Annotated in this window: 15 protein-coding genes; 4 read left to right on the top strand and 11 right to left on the bottom strand. The window is 51.7% G+C overall.

The genetic code is table 11. From position 1 onward, the window contains the following. Positions 1-34: 34 nt before the first annotated feature. The 3 genes from AACQ84_RS03440 to AACQ84_RS03430 all read right to left on the bottom strand — a co-directional run bounded on the left by AACQ84_RS03440 (position 35) and on the right by AACQ84_RS03430 (position 3,436). On the bottom strand, positions 35-871 hold the full coding sequence (locus tag AACQ84_RS03440) for a prephenate/arogenate dehydrogenase (protein ID WP_012306306.1): 837 nt from the start codon (positions 869-871) through the stop codon (positions 35-37). A gap of 87 nt (positions 872-958) precedes the next feature. Continuing rightward, on the bottom strand, positions 959-1,402 hold the full coding sequence (locus AACQ84_RS03435) for a YlqD family protein (protein ID WP_012306305.1): 444 nt from the start codon (positions 1,400-1,402) through the stop codon (positions 959-961). A 120-nt stretch (positions 1,403-1,522) separates the two neighbouring features. Beyond that, positions 1,523-3,436: a long-chain fatty acid--CoA ligase gene (locus AACQ84_RS03430; RefSeq protein ID WP_041443361.1), complete on the bottom strand. Its 1,914-nt coding sequence runs from the start codon at positions 3,434-3,436 to the stop codon at positions 1,523-1,525. Positions 3,437-3,670: 234 nt separating this feature from the next. On the opposite strand from AACQ84_RS03430, the gene argF reads away from it, so the two are divergent. After that, entirely contained in the window at positions 3,671-4,591 is a 921-nt protein-coding gene (gene argF, locus AACQ84_RS03425; protein ID WP_012306303.1) for an ornithine carbamoyltransferase, read from the top strand. A gap of 14 nt (positions 4,592-4,605) precedes the next feature. Here argF and AACQ84_RS03420 read toward each other — a convergent pair whose 3' ends face one another. Next, positions 4,606-4,776 carry a hypothetical protein gene (locus AACQ84_RS03420; RefSeq protein WP_223209840.1) on the bottom strand — a complete coding sequence of 57 codons (171 nt, stop codon included), beginning with the start codon at positions 4,774-4,776 and terminating at the stop codon, positions 4,606-4,608. A 229-nt stretch (positions 4,777-5,005) separates the two neighbouring features. Between AACQ84_RS03420 and msrB the strand changes: the two genes are divergently transcribed. Beyond that, the gene (gene msrB, locus AACQ84_RS03415) at positions 5,006-5,407 is read left to right on the top strand and encodes a peptide-methionine (R)-S-oxide reductase MsrB (RefSeq protein ID WP_012306301.1); all 402 of its coding nucleotides are present in this window, start codon (positions 5,006-5,008) and stop codon (positions 5,405-5,407) included. A gap of 72 nt (positions 5,408-5,479) precedes the next feature. Continuing rightward, entirely contained in the window at positions 5,480-6,556 is a 1,077-nt protein-coding gene (pdxA, locus tag AACQ84_RS03410; protein WP_012306300.1) for a 4-hydroxythreonine-4-phosphate dehydrogenase PdxA, read from the top strand. On the opposite strand, the gene AACQ84_RS03405 is transcribed toward pdxA, so the two are convergent. After that, positions 6,486-7,538: a tocopherol cyclase family protein gene (locus tag AACQ84_RS03405; RefSeq protein WP_012306299.1), complete on the bottom strand. Its 1,053-nt coding sequence runs from the start codon at positions 7,536-7,538 to the stop codon at positions 6,486-6,488. The genes pdxA and AACQ84_RS03405 overlap by 71 nt on opposite strands. Positions 7,539-7,682: 144 nt before the next feature. On the opposite strand from AACQ84_RS03405, the gene AACQ84_RS03400 reads away from it, so the two are divergent. Continuing rightward, complete coding sequence (locus AACQ84_RS03400) at positions 7,683-8,129, top strand: hypothetical protein (protein ID WP_234991316.1); 447 nt, start codon at positions 7,683-7,685, stop codon at positions 8,127-8,129. A 23-nt stretch (positions 8,130-8,152) separates the two neighbouring features. Here AACQ84_RS03400 and AACQ84_RS03395 read toward each other — a convergent pair whose 3' ends face one another. From AACQ84_RS03395 to AACQ84_RS03370, 6 genes are read right to left on the bottom strand one after another with little or no spacing between them, the layout of a single operon-like run. Next, a complete protein-coding gene (locus tag AACQ84_RS03395) occupies positions 8,153-8,644 on the bottom strand; it encodes a TolB family protein (RefSeq protein WP_041443360.1) in 492 nt (163 codons plus the stop codon). A 4-nt stretch (positions 8,645-8,648) separates the two neighbouring features. Continuing rightward, complete coding sequence (locus AACQ84_RS03390; protein ID WP_041443359.1) at positions 8,649-8,936, bottom strand: MSMEG_0570 family nitrogen starvation response protein; 288 nt, start codon at positions 8,934-8,936, stop codon at positions 8,649-8,651. Positions 8,937-8,941: 5 nt separating this feature from the next. Next, entirely contained in the window at positions 8,942-9,919 is a 978-nt protein-coding gene (locus tag AACQ84_RS03385; protein ID WP_012306296.1) for a sll0787 family AIR synthase-like protein, read from the bottom strand. A 26-nt stretch (positions 9,920-9,945) separates the two neighbouring features. Next, positions 9,946-10,464, bottom strand: a complete 519-nt coding sequence (locus AACQ84_RS03380) for an MSMEG_0567/Sll0786 family nitrogen starvation N-acetyltransferase (protein WP_012306295.1) — start codon at positions 10,462-10,464, stop codon at positions 9,946-9,948. A gap of 14 nt (positions 10,465-10,478) precedes the next feature. Beyond that, positions 10,479-11,573 carry an MSMEG_0568 family radical SAM protein gene (locus AACQ84_RS03375; protein ID WP_339367121.1) on the bottom strand — a complete coding sequence of 365 codons (1,095 nt, stop codon included), beginning with the start codon at positions 11,571-11,573 and terminating at the stop codon, positions 10,479-10,481. A gap of 24 nt (positions 11,574-11,597) precedes the next feature. Further along, complete coding sequence (locus AACQ84_RS03370; RefSeq protein ID WP_012306293.1) at positions 11,598-12,605, bottom strand: Nit6803 family nitrilase; 1,008 nt, start codon at positions 12,603-12,605, stop codon at positions 11,598-11,600. Between the last annotated feature and the right edge of the window lie 62 nt (positions 12,606-12,667).

Below are 12,667 nucleotides of genomic sequence, written 5' to 3'. Positions count from 1 at the left end.
CGACTTCCTCCTACCTCCATTGTACTCCTGGAATCTAGAGAAAGTCGGGCCGCTGTTGTTGGGTCGCTGCGAGGAATTGGGCGATTGCCTCCCAGTTTTCTGTTTCAAGATCTGCAATGACTTGATCTAACTGCTGCCGATAATGGGTGAGGGATTTTAACAACGCCTGTTGATTCCCCTGGGCCATCATCAACCCCAATTCTGGATTGCCACCGCCGACACGACTGGTATCCCGAAAGCCAGAACTCGCCAGGGCTTTAGCCATTTGTAGCACTTCTAAATTTATTTCCGATCCACAGGCCGCGATCAGACTCGCACTAACATAAACGGGCAAATGGGAAATCCAGGCCACCGCTTGATCGTGAATCTCCGGGGCGCAGCAGTAGAAACGACTCTGGAGCAGCAGGATTAAGTCTTGGAGGATTTTGACCGCATCCGGAGAGGTCTCGGGGGTCGGCGTTAAAACGTAAGGCGCGTTAATAAACAATCCAGGAAGCGCGGCGTCAATGCCCTGTTCAGCGGTGCCCGCCATGGGATGTCCCCCGATAAAGTTGGGCCACAGCGGGGCGATCGCCTGGGCAATTTCCCCTTTCACTGAGGCCACATCCGTCAAAATCGCCGTGGGTTTGAGGTGGGGAATAAGGGTTTGGGCCGTGGGCAAAATCGCTTTGATCGGCGTGCAGAGAAACACCACATCTGCATCCCGGAGTAACCCCATATCCGTGCTGGCTTTTGTCACAATCTTCTTGGTCAGGGCCGTTTCGCAGGTTGTATTTTTCCGAGAAACTCCCAACACTTCTAAGCCTTTTTCCCGAAAGGCGATCGCCAAAGATCCACCGATTAAACCCAGCCCGACAATGCCAATTTTCATGAATTTTTTCCCCATTAAAAATCCCCCGCACCGCAAGTGTCATCGGGGGAGCCGAACACTGTCACTCGACAGCAATCACAAAAAAAATTAGAGGTCGCCGCGAATTTCTTCAACAACACCATCCCGGACCACAAGTTCAACATTCAGCTTGCGCACCAGATTATCGCCCACTTTCACTTCAAAGAAACTCTCCATTTGACCCTGGAGAAACTCTTGATCTAATTCTAAGTTTTGTACCTGTTGGAGCTGCTGGAGCACTTGGTTTTTCTTCTCAAGGAGTTCCCGCTTTTTTTGGTTAACCTGGAGTTGGATATTTTCCATTTGTTGAGCGACCTGGGGGGTATTGCCCTGTTGTTGAAGTTCACTAATGGTGCGATTTCCTTGGACATCCAGTTGTTGTAATTGACCATCAAAAGTCGCTATTTGTCCCTGGAGTTGCTGCTGTACTTCCTCTTTCCAGCGGGGGGTCACGATGACCTTCAGATTAATTGGGCGTTTGAGGGTAACAGTAGGCACTTGGTTTCCGTCCATGTGAATGTTTTCCTAGAGAAATGTAACTCGGTTTTGTTAAATCAGTGGGCTAAAGGGGCCCTATCTACAAAATATTTTCAGGGTAGCATCAATACCCGAAGATTCCGCCATTCGGATCGCTTAATCTTTGTCGTAAAGGGAAGCAATTAAGGCCGCATATTTCTCTGCCACCACTGGCCGCTTTACCTTTAGCGTCTGGGTCATCAGGCCGTTCTCAATGGAAAAAGGCTCCAAAATCAACGCAAAATCACTAATGCGGTCATCCACCCGATAGCCAGGTCGATTTTTAATTTCTCGATTCAGCTCCTGTTTAAATAAATTCAAGACTGGCTTACTGTACAAATCCGTTTGGGGCAGTTGTTCTGAAGGAATGTCAGGATCTGGCAATTGCAAACCGAGGCCACCCTGGGACATCCACTGACCGAGGGCTTCGAGGTTCGGCACAATTAAAGCACCAAGGGATTTTTGATCCTGGCCCACCAGCATAATTTGATCGATGTAGGGACTGCGGGCGCAGGCATCTTCGATGGGCTGGGGTTCGATGTTTTCGCCGTTGGTGAGGACAATAGTATCCTTTGCCCGGCCCGTTAAAACGAGATCCCCCTGGGGCGTCACCCAACCGAGGTCGCCGCTGTCAAACCAACCTTCGGGATCAATGGCCTTGGCGGTGGCTTCGGGTTTGCGGTAGTAGCCCTGCATTACCTGGGGGCCACGGATTAAAACCAGTCCCTTTTGGCCTTGGGAAAGGGTTTGTCGCGTTTCAGGATCAACAATGCGAATTTCGGTGCCCTTGAGGGCGGGGCCAGCAGAACCACACACATTGCGTTCGGGCCGCCGGGCATTGGTCACAGGAGAAGTTTCGGTGAGGCCATAACCCACAAGGATATTGATCCCCACGATTTCAAAGAAGGTGTCGATGTGTTGGGCGAGGGAGCCGCCGCCGCTGATTACGTAGCGAATTTTGCCGCCAGTGGCCCCCCGAATTTTTTCGTAAACGAGTTTGTTGCCGAGGAGGTGAAAAGGATAAAGGGCGATCGCCTTTGCTCTAGCCATTAACCGCGTCAGGGAAGAAACATGGAAATGCTCCAGGCTGAGGTTGTTGGCGATACGCTGGGCCAGGACATAATTTTGGGAGCAGGTGAGGAAAAAGTTCACCAGCTTTTGTTTTTTGGCGGGTTGTTCCCGGAGATTTTTCTGCACTCCTTCGTAAATCGATTCCCAAATGCGCGGCACCGCAACCATGTAACCGGGCTTGTAGGTTTGGAGATCTTTTTTGATGTTGCGGATATTCGTATAAATTTGGGTGCAGCCCTGGGACAGGAGGAAATATTCAGCAGCCCGTTCATAGGAATGCCAGGTGGGGAGAATGCTGAGGGTGACATCGCCAGGATTCGGTTGAATCACCTGGTCGAGGTTGCGCACTTGGTAGAGGACATTGCCGTGGGAAAGCATCACCCCTTTGGGTTTGCCCGTCGTCCCAGAAGTGTAGATCAAGGTCATCAAATCTTGGGGCGATCGCCCAGGCATCGTCAGGGGTTCTTGGCTGCCGAGGGTCATCAGTTGGGAAAAGTTGAAAATCGGGAGTTCCGTTTCTGGCACTTCTTCGTCGGTAAGGAAAATGACGGCCCTGGGTTGGAGATTTGTAATTTCTGGATTGAGGCGTTCAAAGGTTTTGCGGTCTTCGACGATGAGAAATCGACTTTCGCTGTCAGTGTAGATGTAGAGCAGTTCTTGTTTTTCTGCCTGGGATGAGCGCACCGCATTCACTGCCCCCGCCGCAATACTACCTTGATCGGCGATGAACCAACGGGGGCTATTATCCGCAATCAGGGCGACTTTTTCCTGGGGTTGAAGACCGAGGGCTTGGAGGCCAGCCCCAAATTGCTGAATCCCTTGCCAGAGCTGATGATAGGTCAGTTTGAATTCTGGTTTTTGGTGGGGATCATAGAGGGCAACAATGTCGGCATAACGCTCGGCGGCGATCGCCCAAATTTTTGATAAAGATTGGATCTGGTCGTAGGGAGCAGTGCTCATGGCAATTCCATTTAAAAGCGCAAAAAACAAGCCGAAATCATGGCTACAATCCTACTTTAAAACCAGATTTCACCCATCTCCCCAAAAGTAGACAGTTTTTCAAGTGTCACCCCCTTGGGATCGCCATCAACATTTCCTGACGAAGACCAGTGGCGATCGCCCTTGCAAGCTTTTGTGGAATCTGGAGGGGAGCTTATAATGATTTTTTTGCCACGGTAAGGAGCCGAAAACAGGATGAATGCACTCAAGGGTCGGGATCTTCTGAGCATTGCAGATCTCAGCAGCACAGAAATTATTACCCTGCTAAACCTGGCGGCAGATCTCAAACAGGGAAAAATCGCCCCCACCTGCCCCAAAACCCTCGGCCTGTTGTTCTACAAAGCCTCTACCCGCACCAGAGTCTCCTTTAGCGTGGCTATGTATCAACTGGGTGGCAATGTCATTGACCTGAACCCAAACCGCACCCAAGTGGGTCGCGGCGAGCCCATCGAGGACACCGCCAGGGTTTTAGACCGCTACCTCGATATTTTGGCGATTCGTACCTTTGATCAACAGGATCTCGAAACCTTCGCTGATTACTGTGAAATGCCGATTATCAACGCCCTTACAGATTTAGAACACCCCTGTCAGATGTTGGCGGATCTGCAAACGATGCAGGAAACCTTCGGCCAACTGGAAGGCCTGACCATGACCTATGTGGGTGATGGCAATAATGTCGCCCACTCGATCCTCCTCGGTGGCGCGTTAGTCGGCATGAATATTCGCATCGCTACCCCCAAAGATTACGAACCTAGCCCGAAAATTGTCGCCCAGGCCCAGGCCATTGCAGGCGATCGCAGTCAAATTTTAATTACCCATGATCCCAAGGAAGCCGCCGAAGGCTGTCACGCCATCTACACCGATGTGTGGGCCAGTATGGGCCAAGAAGACCTCGCCAACAGTCGGGTACCCATTTTCCAACCCTACCAAGTCAACGCCGAACTCATGGCCCTCGCCGATAAAGAGGCGATCGCCCTCCACTGTTTGCCCGCCCATCGAGGCGAAGAAATTACTGCCGACGTGATGGAAGGCCCCCAAGCCAAAATTTGGGATCAAGCCGAAAACCGGATGCACGCCCAAAAAGCGCTGATGGCCAGTCTCCTTGGCATTGTCTAACTTTAATTATGGATCTAGCGGAGGGTGATTTGTAGCTGGAGATTACTCATGCCCCACATCGCAAAAAATTTCCGCGATAGCTCTAGGCTGGCTTCGGTCATATCACCATCGGGAGCAACCAGCCCTCCCTCTAGGTAGCGACCCCCGTCCGTAACCAGATCAAGCCGTTGTTGATCGTTTTCCATCGGAGTTAAAACTAACTTCCCTCGCGCCAGAGTTTGACCGGCACGACTAATAATGGCACATCGCATCTTTTGGCGCTCTCCTTGAACTTGAATAAAAAAACCTTGTTGAGTATAGCCGAAAGCCCCGACCCCACAACATCCATTGGGGGATTTCTCACCTGTTTTCCCCTAGTCGATCTTGTTACGATACAAAGCAGTGCAACCCCACTTTTGGAGACAAAACACCACCATGACCGACAAAGTTGTCAAAACTGACGCCGAATGGCAAGCGCAACTTTCCCCAGAGGCCTACAAAGTTACCCGCAAACATGGCACCGAGCGGGCCTTTACGGGTGAATATCACGATTTCAAGGGGGAAGGCACCTACAATTGTGTGTGCTGTGGTGCGCCCCTGTTTACCTCGGAGACGAAGTTTAATTCGGGTACTGGCTGGCCGAGCTATTGGCAACCGGTCAATGATCAGGCGATCGCCGAAAAAAATGACTTTAGTTTCTTTATGAAGCGGACAGAAGTGCTCTGCGCGAAATGTGATGCCCACCTAGGTCACGTATTTAACGATGGCCCCCCTCCCACGGGCTTGCGCTACTGTATCAATTCCGTGGCCCTGAAGTTTGAACCGAAGGCTGAGTAGACGCCCTCACACCCTCCGCCTTCGGCACCTCCCTCCAGGGAGGATTTTTTAGTTCGTTGACTATTCTCCCCTATGAAAATTCGCCTCGCTTTGACTATTGGTGATCCGGCCGGGATTGGCCCAGAGGTACTTTTAAAAGCTCTGGCGGATCCAGAAATTAGAGCGCTTTGTCCGATGAGGGTCATTGGCGATCGCCCCTTGCTCGAAAAAACCTATCAGCACCTCAAAACTCGGACGGAATCTGATCTCCTTGATCCCAGTGAGTTAGAGATTGTCGAACCGAGTGGCAATGAATTTTTGAGGAATTTCACCTGGGGAGAAGGTTCGGCAGAAACAGGCGATCGCGCTTTCCAGTACCTCAACACGGCGATTGAAAAAACCCTGGGGGGAGAATTTTCGGGGATTGTCACCGCCCCCATTGCTAAATCCCTCTGGAAAGCAGCCGGCCACGACTACCCCGGCCAAACGGAGGTTCTCGCCCAAAAGAGCCAAACCACCCGCTATGGCATGGCCTTTATTGGCAAATCTCCCTATACAGGCTGGACATTGCGGAGCCTGCTAGCGACGACCCACATTCCTCTAAAAGCGGTGCCAGAAACCTTGAATCCAGGGCTGATGGATTTGAAACTTAGTCTTCTTTTAGAGTCGCTCCAGCAGGATTTTGGGTTAGAAAATCCCCAGGTGGCGATCGCCGGTTTAAATCCCCACAGTGGCGAAAATGGTCAATTGGGCACCGAAGAAATGGACTGGCTTAACGGTTGGCTAGAAGATGCGCGACAAAAATATCCCAATGCAACTCTGTTAGGGCTTTATCCTCCGGATACCATGTGGGTCAATGCGGGCAAAGCTTGGTATGGCAAACCAGAATTCAAACCCGCCGCCGATGCGTATCTGGCTCTCTACCACGACCAAGGGTTAATCCCAGTGAAACTGATGGCCTTTGACTACGCGATCAATACCACCATTGGTTTACCCTTTATTCGGACTTCCCCCGACCACGGCACCGCCTTCGACATTGCGGGGCAAGGCAGCGCCAATCCCACCAGCATGAAAGAAGCGATCAAACTGGCCGTCAGCATTAGCCAAAATCGCGCCGCCACCACTGTCCCCCCACTTCTAACCCCCCCAGATCGCTCGTTGCTTGGATGAGGGGCGTTTTGTCCGGGGCGAATAGTTCAAGGGAAATTTGGCCCCGCAGGGTATCCTGACAACAAAACCGTAGGCCCGTGTGGGTCGGTGCTCGCAGGGGTTGTCCCGGTAGGTCGGTTTTCCCACTGAGGTGAACCGTAAACCCTTGGCGATCGCCTGCGGTCATTTCCCAACTTCCCCAGGGAGAAAAGTGCCAGGTGAGGGTGCTTGTCCAGGGGGCAAATTCATAAAATTTTCCGTGGTGGTGAATACCAATTAAACCCACTTCCTCTCCCCTCGCTAAAATTTGACGAATGCCACCAGCGGCAGTGAGGGCGAGATCTTTTTCTTCCTTGAAAGCATTGCAATTGAGCCAAAACCAAGCCTTTGGAAAGGATTTGCCCCAATTTTTTTCGCTATAGGCCGGGGCATCTCTGAATTCATAGCGTTTGCCCTGCCATTCGATCCAACCCGTACTCAACCCATGGGCCAGTAAAACTTGCCAACCGGGATCATAAATGGGCAAAAAAGAATACCAATTGGCGGTGGGCTTAGCGGGCGTTCCCCAACCGTAGATCGGCTTGGTTTCGTAGTGCCACTGGCAAATTTCCCCGGTGCCTGGGTCGATGATACGGCCTTGGTTGAGGGTTGCTGTGGCCTGGTAGCCTTCCTGAATTTTGTCCTGGAAAACCCTGGGAGCTAGAAATTGAGGTTTTAGATGTGGGGGACAATGTCGCCAATGGCCCAGGGCGAGATGCTGATGATCAGCCCAAAAATTTTTCACGTTCGGTAAAGTACGCCAGAGATACTCATCCTGGAGGCCCAGAACTTGCACGGCACCACCACTATGGGGGCGATCGCCGAGGGGATCTTCGATGGAATACATGAAGGCAAAATTATCACCCAACTCCGGCAAGGTGACACGAAAGTACCAACCTTCAAAGAAACGGGGGGTGTGGTGATCCCAGTGGTAGCCACTGTGGGGTGGTTCACAAAAATTCATATAAAAAGGCGGTGATGGGCTTAAATCTAAAAACGATCTTAAAAAAAATTGCTTTTCAAGGCTCAGACGGAGGCGATCGCCACGGGTCTTCTGTTTTCTCGATAGGATAGGGACGATGGGGACGGCGTAGTTTTAGGGATTGATATGCAGCAGGAAGAAGATAAATATATGGCGACCGTGAATCAAGTTAAACAATATTTAGCCTACTGGTTTCAGGTGGGCAAACCGGTGATCTGTCCTAAGGGCGATCGCCAAATTTTACCGATGACCGTGCTCGAAGGGAATCAATATTCCCCAGATTTTGAGGCCTGTTGGCAAGACCTCAACGCAAACCGTGACTGTTATCTCCAGGGTACAACCCAAACCATCGCGGATTTGCTCTCAGAGCGGTGGGATATTGCCGATTGTCCCCGCTGTGCGATGCCGATGCCCTTCGATGCGGTGGGTTTGAAAAATGGCTGCCCCTGTGCGGATCTCGCAGATTGGCCGAATGTGAATATTCCCGTGCCCCACTGCCCTCACTATGCCCGCGACCAACTGTCTGCGATCCATAAACGCCTCCGGTCAAGGCAACATCATTCTGATCTATAGACCATAGCGCAGTCCGGTTTCCATTAGGGAGTCACGTCCACCAGCATCAAATTCCATTGCCCCCGTTCGTTGCTCTGAAAAGCGACCCGACGTCCATCGCCGCTAATGGTGGGATTTTGTACCGACCCCCGCAAATTCACCGTTAACAACTGCGATCGCCCCTGGTTGCGGTCATAGACAAATACATCCTGGCGGCCCCGTTCGGTGGAAACATAGGCGATAAAACGGCCATCTTCACTGAGATCCGGTTGGTCTTGGCTAGAGTCGCGGCGGTTGAGATTAGGCAGGTTAACTAATTGATTAGTCTGGAGATCGTAGAGAAAAATATTGCGGCGGCCATCCCGTTCTGAGGCAAAGGCGAGATAACGGCCATCACCGCTGTAGCTCGGAAATTCTTCGGCAAAATTACTATTAATTCCCCCCGTGGCAATCTGGGGCTGATAAAACAAGGCCCGACCACAGCCCCCTAAGATCAATCCCATAGTGGCGATCGCCAACGGCCAAAACTTTTCCATAGGATTAGTGGTCATTCGCCAAGATTGTGACCTGGGCATTGGGTTGATCCATGAATATACTAGCCTTCTGTTCAACACGTTGGAGCTGCCTCAGGGCCAAGGAACAAGGGCGACCATAACGTTGTTCGACCCGCTTACTGGCCAGGGTCAGGGCCGTTTGGGAACGATGCACAAAATCCGCCAGGGCGTAGCCTTGTCCCACCTGAAAGTAGTCATGGACGACGGTGGAGGGGGAATAAAATTGATCCTGGGAGCCGTCTGGCCAAACGATGTCGAAAGTAACGGCTGGCATAGAATTTAGGAGCCTCCGGTAAAGCCAGTGAGCGGAACATGGTCGAGGTGCCAAAAATCGAGGCTAGTTTCCCCCAGTTTAAGGGTCAAGGTGTGGCCTGGGGTAATGGTGGCGATCGCCTGAGCGACCAACCCCTGATCTTCGCACAACATTTCTACTTCAGAGACCTGCTCTGGAGACACAGTCAGCAAAAAACCGTAGCTTGGAAAACTGAGGAGCCATTGTTGCAAATCGAGCTGTGGTGGACAGGGAACTGCGCCAATATCCAAGATCGCACCACAATTAGACGTTTCCAAGAGCATCAAAGTTGTGCCGATAATTCCCCCCATACTGACATCTTTGCCAGCGCTACATAAACCCCGTTCAGCCAAGAGCGGTAATAAATCCCATTGGGCCTGGAGTTGCGCTGGATCGGCTTGGGTGGCGGCATCCCAACAGTAGGGCAGTTGGGGCCGGGGTTGCCCCTGAAAATTAGCGACTAACACGAGGCGATCGCCCACCTGGGCATCAAAACTGGTAATCAGTCGTTTTGCCCGACCGAGAATCGCGACTCCCAAGGCATCATATTCACTGTGGGTATTGGTATGACCCCCAACAATCGGCACCTGAAACTTTTCTGCCGCTGCCTGCATCCCGGCCCAAATTTGCTGTGCCTGCTGGTCGCCACAGGCCCACAGAGCATCAACAACCGCCAAGGGTCGTCCCCCCATGGCATAAATATCACTGACATTCACGAGCACCCCACACCAGCCCGCAAACCACGGATCCTGCTGCACCAATGCCGGGCTCATGCCCTCTGCGGCTAGAAGGAGAAAACCAGCTTGGTCGGGAATGGCTGCACAATCATCCCCAAGGCGAATGGCTTGTCCCTGGGTCGTAAATTGCCGTTGAAAGTGCCGGGAAGCGAGTTGGATATCCCGTTTATGTAAAAGGCCCAAATTGTGGCGTAGGGTCTCTGCCAACTGGGGTAAAGTGATGTTCACGCCAAGTATTTCGATTATTTTTTCCTTTAGGAAACGAGCCAAGTCCCCAGGTCAAGTTGGGGTCGGGGATTCACTGCCGGTGGGTAAAAGTTTAAATCTGCCTCCATAAGATGATGGGGGCGATCGCAAATGTCCATTTCCGCCAGAGAATGCCAATGTTGCCGCTGGAAAAAACGCACATTCTGTAGCTGTACCGTCGCCAGAAACTTAGTACAACCCCAACCATGGGCCGTTGTGACCGCTTTGTAGATTAACCCCTTACCAATGCGTCCCACCCGCCGAAACTCTGGCTGGACTCCCAGGCGACCACCGTACCAAACCTGGGGCTCACTTTCGTAGATGCGCACAACCCCAACCACCTTGCTCTGGGGGGATGAGCTCTTGTCCAAAGCGACAATCGGATAGGCAATGGGATCGAGATCATCAAAATCATTGCCGCTAAAAATCCCCTGTTCTTCACAAAAAATATCCCGTCTCAGGGCAAAATAAGCGCGGATTTCCGCCGCAGACTGGGCCAGTTCAAACTGAAATTGCTGACGGCTCATTTCCCATAGCCTCCTTAATTTTCAAAGGTAGATAATGCGGAACAGGCACCACATTTCGCACAACCGGCTTTGATCGCCTGAGAAGACATTCCCGCTTCCTTGAGGATCTGACCCACCTTTTGGTAGAGGGCAAACATGAACTCCGCATCAGGGGCCGGGTGGGTTGCTAGGGGCGTGCCAGAAATAGGGACAAAAGGCACCACGAAGGGGTAAACACCAATACTGACTAATTTTTCTGCCGCCGTCACAAGCGTTGCAAAACTATCTCCTAAACCGGCTAGCAGGTAGGTGCTGACTTGGCCCCAACCGAATACTTGCACAGCTGCTTCATAGGCTTGGTAGTAGTAGGAAACAGGGACTTCTGCTTTGCCAGGCATGATTTTGGCACGGACTACGGGATCAACAGCCTCTAAGTGCATTCCTAAACTATCTACGCCAGCGGCTTTTAAACGCTCAAACCAGACAAAATCAGCGGGGGGTTCACATTGGGCTTGGATAGGAATATCGACTTTTGCTTTGATGGCAGCGGCACATTTGGTCAGGTAGGCCGCACCGCGATCGCCTGTGTTGGGGGTTCCTGTGGTCATGATCACCTGCTCAATACCATCGAGCCGCACCGCCGCTTCCACAACCTCTGCTAACTGTTCCGGGAGTTTACGGGCAATGGTTTGTTCTGCTTCTAGGGATTTTTCAATCGCACAAAATTGGCAGGCTGTACTTTCGTCCCGGTAGCGCATACAGGTTTGTTGCACCGTTGTGGCGAGCACATTATTGCTATGGAGAAGGGCAATTTTCCAGTAAGGAATCCCCTCCGCTGTCTCTAGATCGTAGAATTTGGGACGTCCTTGTAGGGTAATGGGGGCGATGTCTTGGTGATGTTTCTGGAGCTTGGCTTCACTCCGTTGGGAATCTAGGGTGGCATGGTAAGGCGATCGCCCAGCGGTATTCGTATAAATAGGAACCATCACGGTGGTCCCGCCAATGGTCACTGCCCGGTGATCCGAAGGCCCTGCCCCCCCTTGACGTCCAGTCATTGTGGTCTCTGTCAGGCGGAGACCGTGGGACTGGAGTTCTGTAATCAGACGTTGTTTATCCATGGGCATAGTCATAGGGATGGGTGATGGCACACTAGATTAGGGACAGGAGGCGGGAATATCTGGGGCCGGGGTATTCGGCAGTGGTGGTACTTCTGAGGGAAAGGACAAGGAACTCGTGTTGAGGGTGGCCCAAGGTGCGTCATTGAGTTGTACCTGGAATAGATCAGGGCGGGAGTAATGTCCCACTGAATCCATCATTCGCTTGCGTTTGGTAATCAGGGAGAAATCTAAATCGGCGATCGCCAAACCTTCCCCTTCATAAATCGGGGCCGTTAAATGCTTACCTTCAGGACTAATGATGGCCGTATAACAACCACCACTAAGGGCTTTGTGCATCTTTTCATTGCTGGTTAATTGGGTCTTCTGTTCTGCCGAGAGCCATCCCGTTGCATTGATCACGAAACAGCCGGATTCAAGAGCATGGTGGCGCATGGTCACTTCCATCTGTTCCGTAAAAATTTGCCCCACCATAGATCCCGGAAATTGACCACAATGAATCTGCTCATGTTGGGCCATCAGACTATAGCGAGCAAGGGGATTGTAGTGCTCCCAACAAGCTAAAGCACCCACACGGCCCACAGCCGTATCGACCGTCGTTAAACCAGCGCCATCCCCTTGACCCCAAACCATTCGCTCATGGTAGGTGGGAGTGATTTTGCGGCGCTTAAGGCGCAATGTCCCATCGTGATCAAAAATCAATTGGGTATTGTAAAGGGAACCCTCCTCCCGTTCATTCACCCCTAAAACCACGACCATGTCATGGGCTTGGGCCGCTTCAGCCACCGCTGTCGTGACGGGGCCAGGGACTGTGACTGCTTGCTCATAGAGCTGGAGATGGCTTTTCCCCATCAGCACAGGGGGCTCGATAAAAGAAAAATAAGGATAGTAGGGGACAAAGGTTTCTGGAAAGACAATCAACTGCACGCCCTCCTTGGCCGCCTGGGTAATTGTCTCCAGCACTTTTTCCGTCGTACCTGCACAACTAAACAAAACCGGACTAATTTGTGCCGCTGCCGCCCGAATTGTTTTCGAGGAATCAAGCATAATCGCTACCGGAAAAATAACAAACTCACGAAAAACGGATTTGGTAACCGAAAATATTCCAA

The organism is Picosynechococcus sp. PCC 7002 (genome assembly GCF_963860125.1).
Taxonomy (GTDB): domain Bacteria; phylum Cyanobacteriota; class Cyanobacteriia; order Cyanobacteriales; family MRBY01; genus MRBY01.
Note: the sequence above shows the minus strand (reverse complement) of the source record. Positions and strands in the feature narration are given on the sequence as shown.